This window comes from Rhodanobacter humi, assembly GCF_041107455.1.
GTDB lineage: Bacteria > Pseudomonadota > Gammaproteobacteria > Xanthomonadales > Rhodanobacteraceae > Rhodanobacter_A.
Genome location: NZ_JBGBPY010000001.1, coordinates 258,757 through 276,106, shown reverse-complemented (window position 1 = coordinate 276,106; position 17,350 = coordinate 258,757). Strand labels below are relative to the sequence as shown.

Annotated in this window: 14 protein-coding genes and 1 tRNA gene; all 15 read left to right on the top strand. The window is 66.1% G+C overall.

Translation table 11 applies throughout. The features are described from left to right. Window positions 1-3: 3 nt before the first annotated feature. The 15 genes from nuoH to pnp all read left to right on the top strand — a co-directional run bounded on the left by nuoH (window position 4) and on the right by pnp (window position 17,275). Window positions 4-1,020 carry an NADH-quinone oxidoreductase subunit NuoH gene (nuoH, locus tag AB7878_RS01235; protein ID WP_369492610.1) on the top strand — a complete coding sequence of 339 codons (1,017 nt, stop codon included), beginning with the start codon at window positions 4-6 and terminating at the stop codon, window positions 1,018-1,020. A 7-nt stretch (window positions 1,021-1,027) separates the two neighbouring features. Then, complete coding sequence (gene nuoI / locus AB7878_RS01230) at window positions 1,028-1,519, top strand: NADH-quinone oxidoreductase subunit NuoI (RefSeq protein WP_369492609.1); 492 nt, start codon at window positions 1,028-1,030, stop codon at window positions 1,517-1,519. A 12-nt stretch (window positions 1,520-1,531) separates the two neighbouring features. Beyond that, window positions 1,532-2,176, top strand: coding sequence for an NADH-quinone oxidoreductase subunit J (locus tag AB7878_RS01225; protein ID WP_369492608.1), 645 nt, complete (start codon window positions 1,532-1,534; stop codon window positions 2,174-2,176). Continuing rightward, complete coding sequence (gene nuoK / locus AB7878_RS01220; protein WP_077483669.1) at window positions 2,173-2,478, top strand: NADH-quinone oxidoreductase subunit NuoK; 306 nt, start codon at window positions 2,173-2,175, stop codon at window positions 2,476-2,478. Before AB7878_RS01225 ends, nuoK begins: the two co-directional genes overlap by 4 nt. 4 nt (window positions 2,479-2,482) lie before the next feature. Beyond that, window positions 2,483-4,531, top strand: coding sequence for an NADH-quinone oxidoreductase subunit L (gene nuoL / locus AB7878_RS01215; protein ID WP_369492607.1), 2,049 nt, complete (start codon window positions 2,483-2,485; stop codon window positions 4,529-4,531). 16 nt (window positions 4,532-4,547) lie between these two features. Then, window positions 4,548-6,056: an NADH-quinone oxidoreductase subunit M gene (locus AB7878_RS01210; protein ID WP_369492606.1), complete on the top strand. Its 1,509-nt coding sequence runs from the start codon at window positions 4,548-4,550 to the stop codon at window positions 6,054-6,056. 12 nt (window positions 6,057-6,068) lie between these two features. Next, window positions 6,069-7,511, top strand: coding sequence for an NADH-quinone oxidoreductase subunit NuoN (gene nuoN / locus AB7878_RS01205; protein ID WP_369492605.1), 1,443 nt, complete (start codon window positions 6,069-6,071; stop codon window positions 7,509-7,511). Window positions 7,512-7,587: 76 nt separating this feature from the next. Beyond that, window positions 7,588-7,664, top strand: a tRNA-Met gene (locus AB7878_RS01200). A gap of 199 nt (window positions 7,665-7,863) precedes the next feature. Further along, window positions 7,864-8,403 carry a ribosome maturation factor RimP gene (gene rimP, locus AB7878_RS01195; RefSeq protein ID WP_369492604.1) on the top strand — a complete coding sequence of 180 codons (540 nt, stop codon included), beginning with the start codon at window positions 7,864-7,866 and terminating at the stop codon, window positions 8,401-8,403. Window positions 8,404-8,643: 240 nt separating this feature from the next. Next, window positions 8,644-10,149, top strand: coding sequence for a transcription termination factor NusA (nusA, locus tag AB7878_RS01190; protein ID WP_077485245.1), 1,506 nt, complete (start codon window positions 8,644-8,646; stop codon window positions 10,147-10,149). Between the two features lie 126 nt (window positions 10,150-10,275). Next, a complete protein-coding gene (gene infB, locus AB7878_RS01185) occupies window positions 10,276-13,062 on the top strand; it encodes a translation initiation factor IF-2 (protein ID WP_369492603.1) in 2,787 nt (928 codons plus the stop codon). Window positions 13,063-13,286: 224 nt separating this feature from the next. Further along, complete coding sequence (gene rbfA, locus AB7878_RS01180; RefSeq protein WP_369492602.1) at window positions 13,287-13,658, top strand: 30S ribosome-binding factor RbfA; 372 nt, start codon at window positions 13,287-13,289, stop codon at window positions 13,656-13,658. Between the two features lie 10 nt (window positions 13,659-13,668). Next, on the top strand, window positions 13,669-14,598 hold the full coding sequence (gene truB, locus AB7878_RS01175) for a tRNA pseudouridine(55) synthase TruB (protein WP_369492601.1): 930 nt from the start codon (window positions 13,669-13,671) through the stop codon (window positions 14,596-14,598). Window positions 14,599-14,764: 166 nt separating this feature from the next. Then, a complete protein-coding gene (gene rpsO / locus AB7878_RS01170; RefSeq protein ID WP_369492600.1) occupies window positions 14,765-15,034 on the top strand; it encodes a 30S ribosomal protein S15 in 270 nt (89 codons plus the stop codon). A 135-nt stretch (window positions 15,035-15,169) separates the two neighbouring features. After that, window positions 15,170-17,275 (top strand): polyribonucleotide nucleotidyltransferase, encoded by a 2,106-nt coding sequence (pnp, locus tag AB7878_RS01165; protein WP_369492599.1) that lies wholly within the window; start codon window positions 15,170-15,172, stop codon window positions 17,273-17,275. Window positions 17,276-17,350: the final 75 nt, after the last annotated feature.

Below are 17,350 nucleotides of genomic sequence, written 5' to 3'. Positions count from 1 at the left end.
CACATGGGCGAACAGCTACTCAACCAGCTCGTCTGGCCGATCATCTACATCCTGTGCATCGTGTTGCCGCTGGTGATCGCCGTGGCGATGTTCGTGTACTGGGAGCGCAAGGTCATTGGCTGGATGCACGTGCGCATGGGGCCGAACAAGGTCGGTCCGTTCGGCCTGCTGCAGGCCTTCGCCGACGTGGTGAAGCTGCTGCTGAAGGAAGTGATCCTGCCGAGCAAGGCGAACCGTGCGTTGTATTACCTCGCGCCGCTGCTCGCGCTGATCCCGGCGCTGGCGGCCTGGGCGGTGATCCCGTTCGGCACGAAGATGGTGCTGTCGAACGCGAACGCGGGCCTGCTCTACCTGCTGGCGATGACCTCGCTGGGCGTGTACGGCATCATCCTCGCCGGCTGGGCGTCGAACTCGCGCTACGCGCTGCTCGGCGCGATGCGTTCGGCGGCGCAGGTGATCTCCTATGAACTGGCGATGGGCCTGTGCCTGGTCTGCGTGCTGGTGCTGGCCGGCTCGCTGAACCTCACCGACATCGTCAACGCGCAGGCCGGTGGCAAGGGCATCTTCAGCTGGTTCATGTGGCCGCTGCTGCCGGTGTTCGTCGTCTACTTCATCTCCGGCGTGGCCGAGACCAACCGCGCGCCGTTCGACGTGGCCGAGGGCGAGTCGGAGATCGTCGCCGGCTTCCACGTGGAATATTCCGGTTCGGCGTTCGCGCTGTTCTTCCTCGCCGAGTACGCGAACATGATCCTGGTGAGCTTCCTCGCCTCGATCCTGTTCATGGGCGGCTGGCTCAGCCCGTTCCCGGAAAGCTGGGGCTTCCTCGGCCATGGCAATTTCCTGTGGCTGTTCATCAAGGCCTTCGCCGTCGCCTTCCTGTTCCTGTGGTTCCGCGCGACCTTCCCGCGCTACCGCTACGACCAGATCATGCGACTGGGCTGGAAGGTGTTCATTCCGATCACGATCGTCTGGGTGCTGGTGGCCGGTTGCATGAAGTACTACGGCATCGCGGGGGTCTGAGGTTCCGATGAAACGCGTAATCAGTTATTTCAACAGTCTGCTGCTGATCGAGCTGCTCAAGGGCATGGCGCTGACCTGGCGCTACATGTTCAGCCCGAAGTACACGATGCGCTACCCGATGGAGCACATCCCGAAGTCGAACCGCTTCCGCGGCCTGCACGCGCTGCGTCGCTACGCGAACGGCGAGGAGCGCTGCATCGCGTGCAAGCTGTGCGAGGCGGTGTGCCCGGCGCTGGCGATCACCATCGACTCGGCGCCGCGCGAGAGCGACGGCCAGCGCCGCACCACGCGTTACGACATCGACCTGTTCAAGTGCATCTTCTGCGGCTTCTGCGAGGAGAGCTGCCCGGTGGACTCGATCGTCGAGACCAGCATCCACGAGTACCACTTCGAGCACCGCGGCGAGAACGTGGTGAACAAGCAGCAGCTGCTGGCGATCGGCGACCGCTTCGAGCAGCAGATCGCCGCCGATCGCGCGCAAGACGCGGCGTATCGCTGAGGATGGAACATCATGATTGATTCGAACCTGTTCCAACTCGTCTGCTTCTACGCCTTCGGCGTGGTCACGGTGGGTGCCGCGCTGGCGGTGATCACGCTGCGCAACTCGGTGCATGCGGTGCTGGCGCTGGTGCTGACCTTCTTCAGCACGGCCTGCATCTGGATGCTGGCCGAGGCGGAGTTCCTCGCCATCGCGCTGATCGTGGTCTACGTGGGCGCGGTGATGGTGCTGTTCCTGTTCGTGGTGATGATGCTGGACATCGACCAGGAGAAGCTGCGCGAGGGCTTCGTGAAGTTCCTGCCGGTGGGCCTGGTGGTGGCCGTGGTGATGCTGGTGGAGATGCTGGCGCTGATCGGCGTGCGCGTGATGCACGCGCAGACGATGGGCGCGAATCCGGCCGGCGATTCCAACACCGCATGGCTGGGCAAGGCGCTGTACACGCAATACCTGCTGCCGTTCGAGGTCGCCGCGCTGATCCTCACCGTGGGCGTGATCGCCGCGGTGGCGCTGACCCTGCGCCAGCGCACCGGCACCAAGCGCCAGCTGGCCAGCGAGCAGGTCGCGATCAACCCGCGCGACCGCGTGCGCGTGGTGAAGATGGCGGCCGAGCGTCCCGTCGATGCCGCGCCGGCCCCGACCCCGGAGTCCAAGCCATGATTACCCTTTCGCACTTCATCGTGCTCGGCGCGATCCTGTTCTGCATCGCCGTCGCCGGCCTGTTCATCAACCGCAAGAACGTGATCGTGCTGCTGATGGCGATCGAGCTGATGCTGCTGGCGGTGAACATCAATTTCGTGGCGTTCTCCCGCTTCGGCCACGACGTGGCGGGGCAGGTGTTCGTGTTCTTCATCCTCACCGTGGCCGCGGCGGAATCCGCGATCGGCCTGGCGATCCTGGTGCTGCTGTTCCGCAACCGCAGCACGGTCAACGTCGCCGAAATCGACAGCATGAAGGGTTGATCCGATGGCGCTTTCCACATCCATCCTGCTGATCATCGCGCTGGCACCGCTGGTCGGCTGCCTGCTGGCCGGCTTCCTCGGCAAGCAGATCGGCCGCGCGGGCGCGCACAGCGTCACCATCCTGGGCCTCGCGATCTCCTGCGCCCTGTCGTTCTACGTGCTGTACCAGCTGGTCTGGGGCGGCGCGGCGAACTACGACCAGAACCTCTACACCTGGTTCGAGATCGGCAAGTTCAACGCCAGCGTGGGCTTCATGGTCGACCGCCTCACCGCGATGATGATGGTGGTGGTCACCTTCGTCTCGCTGCTGGTGCACGTCTACACCATCGGCTACATGGCCGACGACGACGGCTACCAGCGCTTCTTCAGCTACATCTCGCTGTTCACCTTCTCCATGCTGATGCTGGTGATGGCGAACAACTTCCTGCAGCTGTTCTTCGGCTGGGAGGCGGTGGGCCTGGTGTCGTACCTGCTGATCGGCTTCTGGTACAAGCGGCCGACCGCGATCTTCGCGAACCTCAAGGCCTTCCTGGTCAACCGCGTGGGCGACTTCGGCTTCCTGCTGGGCATCGCCGCGGTGCTGAGCTTCCTCGGCACGCTGGACTACGCCACCGCGTTCGCGGCCGCCCCGACCCTGGTCGGCAAGACGCTGGCGATCACCCAGAACGTGCAGTGGGATGCGGCCACGGTGATCTGCGTGCTGCTGTTCATCGGCGCGATGGGCAAGAGCGCCCAGGTGCCGTTGCACGTGTGGCTGCCCGACTCGATGGAAGGCCCCACCCCGATCTCCGCGCTGATCCATGCGGCGACGATGGTGACCGCGGGCATCTTCATGGTGGCGCGCATGTCGCCGCTGTTCGAACTGTCGCAGTCGGCGCTCAGCTTCGTGATGGTGATCGGCGCCACCGGTGCGTTGTTCACCGGCCTGATCGGCATCGTGCAGAACGACATCAAGCGCGTGATCGCGTATTCCACGCTGTCGCAGCTGGGCTACATGACGGTGGCGCTGGGCGTGTCGGCCTACGCCGGCGCGGTGTTCCACCTGATGACCCACGCGTTCTTCAAGGCGCTGCTGTTCCTCGGCGCGGGCTCGGTGATCATCGCGATGCACCACGAGCAGGACATGCGCTACATGGGCGGCCTGCGCAAATACATGCCGATCACCTGGATCACCATGTGGATCGGCTCGCTGGCGCTGGTGGCGATCCCGTTCACCTCGGGCTTCTACTCCAAGGACGCGATCATCGAGGCGGTGGGCGAGTCGCATCGCTGGGGCGCGGCTTATGCGTACTTCTGCGTGATGGCCGGCGCCTTCGTCACCGCCACCTACACGTTCCGCCAGATGTACCTGACCTTCCATGGCAAGGAGCGCTTCACCGTGGTGCACGACCACGGCCATGGCCACCATGTCGAGCACATGGACGACCACGGCCACCACGAGCAGGGCATCATGCACGAGACGCCCAAGGAGTCGCCGTGGGTGGTGACGCTGCCACTGGTGCTGCTGGCGATCCCCTCGCTGCTGGTGGGCTTCTTCACCGTCAAGCCGATGCTGTTCGGCGGCTGGTTCGGCTCGGCCATCCGCGTAAACGAGGCGAACGACGTGCTGGGCGAGATGGGCCACGAGTTCCACGGCGCGCTGGCGATGGCGCTGCACGGCTTCTGGAGCCTGCCGTTCGGCCTGGTGGTGCTGGCTTTCGCGATCACCACGTACATCTATCTGTTCAACACGTCGGTGGCGGACAAGCTGAAGAACGCGCTGAACCCGTTCTACCAGATGCTCAACCACAAGTACTGGTTCGACGCGGTGTATTACGTGCTGTTCGCTCGCGGCGGCGTGAAACTGGGTCGCCTGTTCTGGAAGGCGGGTGATGCCGCGGTGATCGACGGCGTGATGATCGACGGCACCACCGCCATGACCCGTCGCGTCGCCTCGGGCATGCGCCGGCTGCAATCGGGTTACCTCTACCAGTACGCCTTCGCGATGATCATCGGCCTGATCCTGCTGCTCGGCGGGTACTGGCTGTTTGGTTCCACGCTGGCTGCGCAATAAAGGGAAGCAGGCAAACATGTTCAATCACTTGCTCAGCCTGCTGATCTGGCTGCCCATTGTCGGCGCAGTGCCCGTGCTGCTGGCCGGCGCCGCCCGCCCCAACGTGGCGCGCTGGCTCGCGCTGCTGTTCATGGTGCTCACCTTCGTGGTGAGCCTGTTCCTGCTGCCGCAGTACGACGCCGCGCAGGGCGGCATGCAGCTGGGCGAGAGCCACCTGTGGATCGCCTCGCTGAACGTGCACTACGGCCTCGCCGTGGACGGCATCTCGGTGGCGCTGATCCTGCTCACCACCATCGTCGGCATCCTCGTGGTGATCGGTGCGTGGGAGGTGATCCAGAACAAGACGCACCAGTACATGGCTGCGATGCTGGTGCTCGAAGGCCTGATGATCGGCGTGTTCTGCGCCACCGACGCCTTGCTGTTCTACGTGTTCTTCGAGGCGATGCTGATCCCGATGTTCATCCTGATCGGCATCTGGGGTGGCCCGCGCCGCGTGTACGCGACGCTGAAGTTCTTCATCTACACCTTCCTCGGCTCGATCTTCATGCTGATCGCGCTGCTGTACCTGTATCACAAGGCCGGCACGTTCGATTTGCGCACGCTGGCGGCGCTGCCGCTGACGTTCACCGAGCAGGCCTGGATCTTCTTCGCCTTCCTGCTCGCGTTCGCGATCAAGGTGCCGATGGTGCCGGTGCACACCTGGCTGCCGGATGCCCACGTGGAGGCGCCGACCGGCGGCTCGGTGGTGCTGGCGGCGGTGATGCTGAAGGTCGGCACCTACGGCATGCTGCGCTTCATCCTGCCGATCGTGCCGGATGCCGGCGCGCACTTCACCTGGGTGGTGGTGGTGCTGAGCCTGATCGCGATCGTCTACATCGGCTACGTGGCGCTGGTGCAAGAGGACATGAAGAAGCTGGTGGCGTACTCGTCCGTGGCGCACATGGGCTTCGTCACGCTGGGTATCTTCATCGCCTTCATGCTGGCGCGCGAGCTGGGTGACGTCGACACGGCTCGGCTCGGCATGCAGGGCGCGATGGTGCAGATGATCTCGCACGGTTTCGTCTCCGGCGCGATGTTCACCTGCATCGGCGTGATGTACGACCGCCTGCACACCCGCCTGATCAAGGATTACGGCGGCCTGATCAACGTGATGCCGTGGTTCGGCTTCTTCTACGTGCTGTTCGCGATGGCGAACTGCGGCCTGCCGGGCACCAGCGGCTTCGTGGGCGAGTTCATGGTGATCCTGGCCAGCTTCAAGGCCAGCCCGTGGATCGCGCTGTTCGCCGCGTTCACCCTGATCATCGGCGCGGGCTACACGCTGTGGCTGGTCAAGCGCGTGCTGTGGGGCGAGATCCACAACCCGCACGTGGCCGAGATGAAGGACATCAGCGGACGCGAGACGCTCGTGCTGGGCGCCTTCGCCGCGCTGGTGCTGGCGCTGGGCATCTGGCCGGAGCCGCTGATCCACCTGATGGACAGCTCGGTGACGCAGCTGGTGCAGCAGCTCGCCATCCACAAGATCTGATCGGGATAGAACATGCCTACCTTCAATGACATCCTGGTCCTGTTGCCGGAGTTCTACCTGGTGGCGGCGGCGTGCGTGCTGCTGCTGGCGGATGCCTTCATGAAGCCGGAGCAGCGCTGGTCGCTGCACTGGCTCTCCATCGTGGTGATGCTGCTGGCCGGTTTCATGGTGATCGCGGGCCAGCCCGACGTCACCGTGACCGCGTTCGGCGACATGTTCATCCGCGACCAGACGTCCGAAATCCTCAAGGTGTTCGCGCTGCTGTGCACCGTGCTGGTGTTCATCTACGCGCGGCCCTACCTGCTCGACCGCAAGCAGTACGCGGGCGAGTTCTACACGCTGATGATCTTCGCCACGATCGGCGTGATGCTGCTGGTCTCGGCCGGCAACCTGGTGATGATCTACCTGGGGCTGGAGCTGCTGACGCTGTCGTCCTACGCGCTGGTGGCGCTGAACCGCGACTCGCCGCTGTCCTCCGAGGCGGCGATCAAGTACTTCGTGCTGGGCGCGCTGTCCTCGGGCATGCTGCTGTACGGCATGTCGATGGTGTACGGCGCCACCGGCACGCTGGACCTGGCCCAGTTGCACGCCGCGGTGCCGCAGAGCGCGATGCCGCACCTGCTGGTGTTCGGCCTGATCTTCATGCTGGTGGGCATCGCCTTCAAGCTGGGCGCGGCGCCGTTCCACATGTGGATTCCGGACGTCTACCAGGGCGCTGCCACGCCGGTCACCACCTTCATCGCCTCCACCTCGAAGCTGGCCGCGTTCGGCATGGCCTGGCGCCTGCTGGAAACCGGGCTGGGCGACCTGTCGCAGCACTGGCAGCCGATGCTGGCCGTGATCGCGGTGCTGTCGATGGCGATCGGCAACCTGGTCGCGATCGTGCAGACCAACCTCAAGCGCATGCTGGCCTACTCGACCATCTCGCACATGGGCTATCTGCTGATGGGCCTGGTCAACGCGGGGCCGGAAGGCTACGCCTCGGCGATGTTCTACGCGATCAGCTACGCGTTGATGAGCACGGTCGCGTTCGGCGTGATCCTGGCGCTGGCCCGCGCGGGCTTCGAATGCGAGGAAATCGCCGATCTCAAGGGCTTGAACCAGCGTTCGCCGTGGTTCGCCGCGCTGATGGCGCTGGCGATGTTCTCGCTGGCCGGCGTGCCGCCGCTGTTCGGCTTCTACGCGAAGTACCTGGTGCTGCAGGCGGCGATCGACGCGCACATGCTGTGGCTGGCGCTCGCCGGCGCGGTGTTCGCGATCGTCGGCCTGTACTACTACCTGCACGTGGTCAAGGTGATGTACTTCGACAAGGCCGAAGAGGGCGGCGCCGACCAGTCCGCACCCGACATGTCGATGCGCGTGGTGCTCTCGCTCAACGCGCTGGCGTTGCTGGTGCTGGGCGTGTACTGGGGACCGCTGCTGGGCTGGTGCCGCCACTCGTTCGGCCTGGGTTGATCGAAGGATTTGATCGAAAGTCCTTCTGCTAGGCTTGCGGTAAATGGCAAGTCCCGCTAGAATCTTCGGACTCTGATGCGGGGTGGAGCAGTCTGGCAGCTCGTCGGGCTCATAACCCGAAGGTCGCAGGTTCGAATCCTGCCCCCGCTACCAGATCTTTCTTGGACAAGAAAGCCTCCTCGTGAGGCTTTTTTGTTGGGCGCAGGATGCGCCGCGTCTGTTCCGGTTTTGATGCCGCGCGGACGCCGGAGGAGCTGCCTGGAGTCGGTACATCGGCGAGGACGCTCCGGCACGGAGCAGGGAATGGGCCGCTTGAGCCCATTTTTTGTTTTTGCGACCTGGAAACGTATTGATGGACACGCACGCACTCGCACAACGCTTCAGCACCGTCCTGGCCGATCTCGGGCTGGAATGCCTGGGCGTGGAATTCACGCCGTCGCAGGGGCAGAGTACCCTGCGGGTCTACCTGGACCTTCCCGAAGGTGCGGCTGCTGCCGAAGGCGAGCGGCGCGAAGTGGGCATCGAGGATTGCGAAGCGGCCAGTCGCGAGCTTTCCGCGCTGCTGGACGTGGAGGATCCGATCCCCGGCCACTACGTGCTGGAGGTCTCCTCGCCCGGGATCGATCGTCCGCTGTTCACCGCCGCGCAATTCGCACGGGCGGCGGGGCAGGAGGTGAAGCTGCTGCTGCGCGCGCCGCTGGAAGGGCGTCGCCGCCTGCGCGGCAAGCTGCTCTCGGTGGAAGGCGAGCGCATCTCGCTGGAAGCCGAAGGCAAGCTGTTCGTCTTCGAACATGCCCAGGTGGAAAGCGCACGGCTGGTGCCGGACTGGGTGGCGCTGGGCTACGCGCCCAAGCCCAAGCCCGGCAAGGGCCCCGGCAAGAAGAAAGCCTGAGTCGCCCCGTTCAACCATGCGATCATGGATGGTCGCAGTACACAGCCAGGTCATGGACGGACGGATACTGAAAAGTGCAGCCATGGATGGCTGCTTCCTGATCTTCGCGTTCACGGATGAACGCAAAAGCATAGTTAAAGCGCAGCCAGGAATGGTTGTTTCTTGATCTCGGCGTTCAAGGACGAACGCAAAAGCCAAGTTACCGATCGGTCGCCGTGCGGCGCCCATGGAGTTGTTGCAATGAGCAAAGAGCTTTTGCTGGTGGTCGACGCGGTTGCCAACGAAAAGGGCGTGCCGCGCGAGGTGATCTTCGAGGCAATGGAGGCCGCGCTGGCCTCGGCGGCCAAGAAGCGCTATCCGGACGAGGAGCCGGACATCCGCGTGTCCATCGACCACGACACCGGCGAGTACGAGACCTTCCGCCGCTGGGAAATCATCGCCGACGACGGCGAGATGGAGTCGCCGTTCTACCAGCTGCGCCTGATGGACGCGCTGGACGAGCGCGCCGACGCCCAGGTGGGTGAGTACATCGAGACGCAGATCGAGAACGCCGAGTTCGGCCGCATCGCGGCGCAGGCCGCCAAGCAGGTGATCGTGCAGCGCGTGCGCGAAGCCGAGCGCCAGCAGGTGGTGGACGCCTACAAGGATCGCGTGGGCGAGCTGATCACCGGCATCGTCAAGCGCGTCGAGCGCGGCAACATCTACCTCGACCTGGGCGGCAACGCCGAGGCCTTCATCCCGCGCGACAAGACCATTCCGCGCGAGTCGGTGCGCGTGGGCGACCGCGTGCGCGGCTACCTGTTCGAAGTGAAGTCCGAAGTGCGCGGGCCGCAGCTGTTCGTGTCGCGCGCCGCACCGGAGTTCATGATCGAGCTGTTCAAGCTGGAAGTGCCGGAAGTCGGCCAGGGCCTGGTCGAGATCAAGGGCTGTGCCCGCGATCCGGGCGACCGCGCCAAGATCGCCGTGGTGGCCCACGACAGCCGCACCGATCCGATCGGCGCCTGCATCGGCATGCGCGGCTCGCGCGTGCAGGCGGTGTCCAACGACCTCAACGGCGAGCGCGTGGACATCATCCTGTGGCACGAGAACCAGGCCCAGTTCGTCATCAACGCGATGGCGCCGGCCGAAGTGCAGTCCATCATCATGGACGAGGAAAAGCACTCGATGGACATCGCGGTGGCCGAGGACAAGCTGTCCCAGGCGATCGGCCGCGGCGGCCAGAACGTGCGCCTCGCCAGCAAGCTCACCGGCTGGCAGCTCAACGTGATGACCCAGGACCAGGTCGCCGCCAAGAGCGAGGCCGAGCAGGAGGCCGCGCGCCAGCTGTTCATGGACAAGCTGGAAGTGGACCAGGAGATCGCGAACATCCTCGTGCAGGAAGGCTTCTCCAGCGTCGAGGAAATCGCCTACGTGCCCAGCGCCGAGCTGCTGGCGGTCGAGGGCTTCGACGAGGACATCGTCGAGGAACTGCGCGCCCGCGCTCGCGATGCGCTGCTCACCGAGGCGCTGGCCGTCGAGGAAACCATCGACGAGCACCAGCCCAGCGAGGAACTGCTGGAGCTGAACGGCATGGACGAGACCACGGCCTACGCGCTGGCGGCCCGCGGCGTGGTGACGGTCGACGATCTCGCCGACCAGGCGGTGGACGACCTGATCGACATCGAAGGCATGACCGAGGAACGCGCCGCGGCGCTGATCATGGCGGCGCGCGCACCGATGATCGAGCAACTGGAGAAGGGCGGCTAACCGCGAACGGCGGCGCCCGGGATGGGCGCGCCGAGGAAGGCCTCGGGCCTTCCACCAGGGACGGCGGTGTACGTGCAGGCGAAGCCGCACGGACGACAAGCGCGGGAACGGCGGAGAAAGAACACGATGTCGGATGTCACGATCAAACAACTCGCCCAGGTACTGGGCCTGCCGGTCGACAAGCTGCTGAGCCAGCTTGGCGAGGCCGGCATGAAATTCTCCGACCCGGAGCAGGTCATCAGCAGCACCGAGAAGGTGAAGCTGCTGGGCTTCCTGCGCCGTACCCACGGCAAGAACGAGCCGGTCGCGGAGACCACCGACAGCGCCCCGCGCCAGATCACGCTGAAGCGGCGCACGGTCGGCGAACTGAAGGTTTCCACGCCCGGCGGCCGCGGTGCCGCGGCCACGGCGAAGACGGTCAACGTCGAGGTGCGCGCCAAGCGCACCTACGTCAAGCGCAGCGTGATCGCCGAAGAGGCCAGCGCCGAGCCCGAGCGCGAGGAGGCTGTGCGCAAGCTGGCCGAGTCGCGCGAGCAGCGCGCGCAGGAAGAGCAAGGGCGCCGCGATGTCGAGCTGCGCAAGCACGAAGCGCAGCAGCGCGAGCAGGAAGCGCAGCAGCGCGCGCAGGAAGAGGCCGAGGAGCGCCGCCGCCAGGCCGAAGTCGAGGCTGCCTCCGCCGCTGAACCCGAATCCGCGGGCGAGCCCGAAGCGCTCGCCGAGTCGGCGCAGGAAGCGGCCGAGCCGGTCACCGCCGTACCCGCCGCCGACGAGGCACAGCCCGCGGTGCAGCGCCTCGATACGCGCGGTCTCGGCATGATCGTTCCGCAGGTACACGAGCCGCGCAAGCGCGAAAAGCTGGTCAAACCGGCGCCCGCCCCCGCTCCGGCGCCCGCCCCCGCTCCGGCGCGTCCGGCGGCTGCTGCCGCCGGTGACAGTGCGCGCGGCAAGGCCCGTCATGGTGGCGGTCGCGACCGCGACGACGCGCCGGGCGGCAAGCGTTTCGCCTCCGGCGAACTGCATCTGAGCGAAGCCGATCGCGCACGCCGTTCCAGCGGCAAGCGCGGCAAGCCCGGCAAGGGTGCCGTGCGCGAGGCCGTGCGCGGTTCGGCTTCAGGCGGTGCGCATGGCTTCACCCGACCCACCGCAGCCGTCGTGCGCGATGTCGTCGTGGGCGATGCCAACGTGGTCGCCGAGTTGGCGCAGAAGATGGCGGTCAAGGGTTCCGAGGTGGTCAAGGCGCTGTTCAAGATGGGCGTGATGGCGACCATCAACCAGACCATCGACCACGACACCGCCGTGCTGGTGGTGGAAGAGCTCGGCCACAACGTGGTCGAGGCCAATGCCAACGACGCCGAGGCCGCGCTGGCCGCACACACCCAGAGCGCCGAGCTGGATGGCGAGAAGAAGCCGCGTCCGCCGGTGGTCACCATCATGGGCCACGTCGACCACGGCAAGACCTCGCTGCTGGACTACATCCGCCGCACCAAGGTCGCCTCGGGCGAGGCCGGCGGCATCACCCAGCACATCGGCGCGTACCACGTGGACACGCCGAAGGGCGTGATCACTTTCCTCGACACCCCGGGCCACGCCGCGTTCACCTCGATGCGTGCCCGCGGCGCGCAGTCCACCGACATCGTGGTGCTGGTGGTGGCCGCCGACGACGGCGTGATGCCGCAGACGGCGGAAGCCGTGCAGCACGCGCGCGCCGCCAAGGTGCCGCTGATCGTCGCGATCAACAAGATGGACAAGTCCGACGCGAATCCGGACCACGTCAAGCAGGGCCTCGGCAATCTCGAAGTCATCCCGGAAGAGTGGGGCGGCGACACGCCGTTCGTGCCGTTGTCGGCGAAGACCGGCATGGGCATCGACGACCTGCTCGATGCGATCTCGGTGCAGGCCGAGGTGATGGAGCTGACCGCCGTCGAGGACGGCCCGGCCTCCGGCGTGGTGATCGAATCCAGCCTCGACCGCGGTCGTGGTCCGGTCGCCACCGTGCTGGTGCAGCAGGGCACGCTCAAGCGCGGCGACTTCGTGGTTTGCGGCATCGAGTTCGGCCGCATGCGTGCGCTGGTCGACGAGACCGGCAAGACCGTGCAGGAAGCCGGCCCGTCGATTCCGGTGCAGATCCTCGGCCTGTCCGGCGTGCCGGAATCCGGTGACGACTTCGTGGTGGTGGCCGACGAACGGCTGGCACGCGAGGTGGCGGCGGAGCGCGCGCAGAAGCGCCGCGACACGCGCATGGTCAGCAAGGCGAACCGCCTGGAGGACATCATCGCCCAGATGGGTCAGGGTGCCGCCATGCAGACCCTCAACATCCTGGTCAAGGCCGACGTGCAGGGCTCGGTGCAGGCGCTGCGCGAGTCGCTGAGCGCGATCGGCAACGAGAACGTGAAGGTCAACGTGATCGCGGCTGGTGTCGGCGGCATCACCGAATCCGACGCCACCCTGGCGGCGGCCTCGAAGGCGCTGGTGATCGGCTTCAACGTGCGTGCCGACGCCTCGGCACGCAAGGTGATCGATACCGCCGGCCTCGACGTGCGCTATTTCTCGATCATCTACGACGTGATCGACCAGGTGAAGCAGGCGGCGTCCGGCCTGCTCGGCGTGGAGATCCGCGAGGAGATCATCGGCATCGCCCAGGTGCGCGACGTGTTCCGCAGCTCCAAGTTCGGTGCGGTCGCCGGCTGCATGGTCACCGAAGGCCACGTCAAACGCAGCAAGCCGATCCGCGTGCTGCGCGACAACACCGTGGTGTTCGAGGGCGAGCTGGAGTCGCTGCGGCGCTTCAAGGACCTCGTCGACGAGGTGCGCAGTGGCATGGAATGCGGCATTGCCGTGAAGCAGTACAACGACGTCAAGGTCGGCGACCAGATCGAGTGCTTCGAGCGTATCGAAGTCGCCCGCACCTTGTAATGTCTCGAACCCCTCTCCCCTCGGGAGAGGGGTTGGGGTGAGGGTTCAGGGCTTGCATGGAACTTTGTGCAGGGCCGTGAACCCTCATCCGCCCTTGATTCGCACCATCCATGGTGCTCACCCCTGACGGGGCCGGCTTTCGCCGTTCCGCAAACGCTCCAGGCGTTTGCAGGTCGGGGCACCTTCTCCCGAAGGGAGAAGGGATTTTGTCTTCGGAGTTTCTGATGCCCTCCCGCGACTTCAAACGTACCGACCGCGTAGGCGCCGAACTGCGCCGCGAAATCGGCCTGCTGGTGCACGCCGCGGTGCGCGACCACGGCCTGCCGTCGTGCAGCGTGTCGGACGTGGAGGTGAGCCGCGATCTTGACTACGCCTCGGTATGGGTGACCGCACTGCTGCCCGAGCAGTCGGCAGCGGCAGTGAAGGCGCTGAACACGCTGGCCGGCGAGTTCCGTCGCGCCTTGTCGCGCAGCATGCGGCTGCGCCGCGTGCCGGAACTGCGCTTCAAGTACGACGACTCGGTGGACAAGGGCGAACGCATCGATGCGCTGCTGCGCGATGCGGGCGACGTGGCGTCCTCGGACGACGAACCGTAATTCGAGCTCCATGCCCCGCGAACGCAAGCTGCCCCGCATCGCCTGGCGCGATCTGCACGGCATCGTGCTGCTCGACAAGCCCGCCGGCCTGAGTTCCAACCAGGCCTTGCAGGAGGTGCGCCGGCTGTTCCGTGCCGCCAAGGGCGGCCATACCGGCGCGCTCGATCCCATGGCCACCGGCCTGCTGCCGCTGTGCTTCGGCGAGGCCACCAAGCTCGCTGGCAATCTGCTTGGCGCGCGCAAGGCCTACCGGGCCGAATGCCGGCTGGGCATCACCACGACCACGGCCGATCGCGAGGGCGAGGTCGTGCGCGAGCGGCCCGTGCCCGCGTTGGACGAGGCGGCGGTCGAGGCGGCACTGGCGCCGCTGCGCGGTCGCATCGTGCAGGTGCCGCCGGCCTACTCGGCGCTGAAGCAGGGTGGCGAACGCTTGTACCTGAAGGCGCGTCGCGGCGAGGCGGTGGAAGCGCCGCCACGTGAAGTGGAGGTGTACCGGCTGAAACTGCTTTCGCGCACGACGGACAGCCTGGTGTTCGAAGTGGAATGCGGTTCGGGCACCTACGTGCGTTCGCTGGCGGTCGACCTGGGCGAGGCGCTGGGCTGCGGCGCCCACCTCACCGCCTTGCGGCGGGTGTGGGTGGAGCCGTTCCGTGAACCGCGCATGGTCACGCTGGAGCAACTGGAGCAGGCGGCCGGGCAGGGCGACGAGGCCCTGCTGGCCTGGCTGCTGCCGGTGGCGGCGGGCCTGGCCGACTGGCCGGTACTGCAGCTGGACGAGGTGCAGAGCCAGGCGATCGTCCGCGGCCAGCCCATCGTGGTGGCCGGGGCCAGCGGGTGTCACGCCGCGTTCGCCAGCGACGGCGCCCTGCTGGCGCTCGTGGAACTGGATGCGGAGGGGCGCAGCCGCATCCTGCGCGGTTTCAACCTGCCGCCACCGTGAATCGGCCCCGATTTGCCTGCCATTGCCCTTGTTGCAGGGGTAGGGCGCGGCTAGAATAAGCAAGTTATTCCAGTACTTTCATCCAACAGGCGAAGCTTGCGTGTGCGCCGCCACAGCGGTGCACACGCAAGCTTCGCATCGCCTTTTCAAGGAAACAGGTATCACCATGTCTCTTACCGCAGAACAGACCGGCAAGATCATCGCTGACTTCGGCCGCGTGGCCAACGACACCGGCTCCGCCGAAGTGCAGGTGGCGCTGCTGTCCGCCCGCATCGACCACCTCACCGACCACTTCAAGTCGCACAAGCAGGATCACCACTCCCGCCGCGGCTTGCTGAAGCTGGTGAATCGCCGCAAGAGCCTGCTCGCCTACCTCAAGGACCGCGACCTGGCCCGTTACCAGAGCCTGATCGAGCGTCTCGGCCTCCGTCGTTGATTTTCGCGTTCGACCCGAGCGCGAAAGTCACAAAGCGGCCATCCGTGGCCGCACTTCAAGGTTTCTGCGTTCGTCCGTGAACGCGAAGATCGAAAAGCGGCCATTCGTGGCCGCACTCCTTACAGGACAGAGCCCGTGGCGAAAGTAACCAAGTCATTCCAGTACGGTAAACACGAAGTCACGCTGGAGACGGGCGAAATCGCCCGCCAGGCGTCCGGTGCGGTGATGGTCAGCATGGGCGGCACCGTGGTGCTGGTCACCGCGGTGGCTGCGGCCAAGGCGAAGGAAGGCCAGGACTTCTTCCCGCTCACCGTCGACTACGTCGAGAAGTTCTACTCGGCCGGCCGCATCCCGGGCGGCTTCTTCAAGCGCGAAGGCCGTCCGACCGAGAAGGAGACGCTGACCTCGCGCCTGATCGACCGCCCGGTGCGCCCGCTGTTCCCGGAAGACTTCAAGAACGAAGTCCAGGTGATCGCCCAGGTCGTTTCGCTGAACCCCGAGATCGACGGCGACATCCCGGCGCTGATCGGCGCGTCCGCCGCGCTGAGCCTCGCCGGCATCCCGTTCAAGGGTCCGATCGGCGCCGCCCGCGTCGGTTACGCCAATGGCCAGTACCTGCTGAACCCGACCACCACCGAACTGGCCGGCTCGCAGCTGGACCTGGTCGTCGCCGGTACCGCCGGTGCGGTGCTGATGGTGGAGTCCGAGGCCGAGCTGCTGTCCGAGGACGTGATGCTCGGCGCCGTGGTGTTCGGCCACCAGCAGATGCAGGTTGCGATCCGCGCGATCGCCGAGCTGGCCACCGAGGCCGCCCGCCCGTCGCTGGACTGGCAGCCGCCGGCCCGCAACGAGGCGCTGGTCGCCGCGCTCAAGGGCGCCGTGGGCGACAAGCTGGAAGCCGCTTTCCAGGTGCGCGACAAGCTGCAGCGCCGCGACGCGATCGCCGCGATCAAGGCCGACGTGCTGGAATCGCTGAAGGCCGACGCCGAGGCGAAGGGCTGGGACAAGGCCGAACTCGCCAAGGAGTTCGGCGAGCTCGAGTACCACACCTTGCGCGACAGCGTGCTGAAGACCAAGGTGCGCATCGACGGCCGTCAGCTGGACGACGTGCGCGCGATCACCGCCCGCGTGGGCGTGCTGCCGCGCACCCACGGCTCGGCGCTGTTCACCCGCGGCGAGACGCAGGCGCTGGTCACGGTCACCCTGGGCACCACGCGCGACGCGCAGATCATCGACGCGCCGGCCGGCGAGTCGAAGGATCCGTTCCTGTTCCACTACAACTTCCCGCCGTTCTCGGTGGGCGAGGCCGGCCGCTTCGGCGCGCCGAAGCGCCGCGAGATCGGCCACGGCCGCCTCGCCAAGCGCGGCGTGCAGGCGGTGAAGCCCTCGCTGGAGTCCTTCCCCTACGTGCTGCGCGTGGTCTCGGAAATCACCGAGTCCAACGGTTCCTCGTCGATGGCCTCGGTGTGCGGTTCCTCGCTGGCGATGATGGATGCCGGCGTGCCGCTGAAGGCGCCGGTGGCCGGCATCGCGATGGGTCTGGTGAAGGAAGGCAACGACTTCGTGGTGCTGTCCGACATCCTGGGCGACGAGGATCATCTCGGCGACATGGACTTCAAGGTGGCCGGTTCCTCCGAGGGCATCAGCGCCCTGCAGATGGACATCAAGATCGACGGCATCACCGAGGAGATCATGAAGGTGGCGCTGGCCCAGGCCAAGCGCGGCCGCCTGCATATCCTCGGCGAGATGGCCAAGGCCCTCAGCACCGCGCGCACCGAGATGAGCGAGTACGCGCCGCGCCTGATCACCATCAAGATCCACCCGGACAAGATCCGCGAAGTCATCGGCAAGGGCGGCGCCACCATCCGCTCGATCACCGAGGAGACCGGCGCCACCATCGACATCAACGACGACGGCACCGTGATCATCGCCTCGGTCAACCGCGACGCGGGCGAGGCGGCGAAGAAGCGCATCGAGCAGATCGTCTCCGACGTCGAACCGGGCCGCATCTACGAAGGCAAGGTTGCCAAGCTGATGGACTTCGGTGCGTTCGTCACCATCATGCCGGGCAAGGACGGCCTGGTGCACGTGTCGCAGATCTCCAACGAGCGCGTCGAGAAGGTCTCCGACAAGCTCAAGGAAGGCGACATCGTCAAGGTCAAGGTGCTGGAAGTGGACAAGCAGGGCCGCATCCGCCTGTCCATGAAGGCGGTGGCCGAGGGTGAGGGCAGCGACGCCTGAGCCTGAGCTGCATGCAACGCGAACGAGGCCCGGCCATGCCGGGCCTCGTTCGTTTCGTGCAACACGCTTTTGCTA

Bases quoted from the DNA above. Each gene is read 5' to 3' on its own strand.
- nuoH (WP_369492610.1), top strand. From the start codon at position 4: ATGGGCGAACAGCTACTCAACCAGCTCGTCTGGCCGATCATCTACATC.
- nuoI (WP_369492609.1), top strand. From the start codon at position 1,028: ATGAAACGCGTAATCAGTTATTTCAACAGTCTGCTGCTGATCGAGCTG.
- AB7878_RS01225 (WP_369492608.1), top strand. From the start codon at position 1,532: ATGATTGATTCGAACCTGTTCCAACTCGTCTGCTTCTACGCCTTCGGC.
- nuoK (WP_077483669.1), top strand. From the start codon at position 2,173: ATGATTACCCTTTCGCACTTCATCGTGCTCGGCGCGATCCTGTTCTGC.
- nuoL (WP_369492607.1), top strand. From the start codon at position 2,483: ATGGCGCTTTCCACATCCATCCTGCTGATCATCGCGCTGGCACCGCTG.
- AB7878_RS01210 (WP_369492606.1), top strand. From the start codon at position 4,548: ATGTTCAATCACTTGCTCAGCCTGCTGATCTGGCTGCCCATTGTCGGC.
- nuoN (WP_369492605.1), top strand. From the start codon at position 6,069: ATGCCTACCTTCAATGACATCCTGGTCCTGTTGCCGGAGTTCTACCTG.
- rimP (WP_369492604.1), top strand. From the start codon at position 7,864: ATGGACACGCACGCACTCGCACAACGCTTCAGCACCGTCCTGGCCGAT.
- nusA (WP_077485245.1), top strand. From the start codon at position 8,644: ATGAGCAAAGAGCTTTTGCTGGTGGTCGACGCGGTTGCCAACGAAAAG.
- infB (WP_369492603.1), top strand. From the start codon at position 10,276: ATGTCGGATGTCACGATCAAACAACTCGCCCAGGTACTGGGCCTGCCG.
- rbfA (WP_369492602.1), top strand. From the start codon at position 13,287: ATGCCCTCCCGCGACTTCAAACGTACCGACCGCGTAGGCGCCGAACTG.
- truB (WP_369492601.1), top strand. From the start codon at position 13,669: ATGCCCCGCGAACGCAAGCTGCCCCGCATCGCCTGGCGCGATCTGCAC.
- rpsO (WP_369492600.1), top strand. From the start codon at position 14,765: ATGTCTCTTACCGCAGAACAGACCGGCAAGATCATCGCTGACTTCGGC.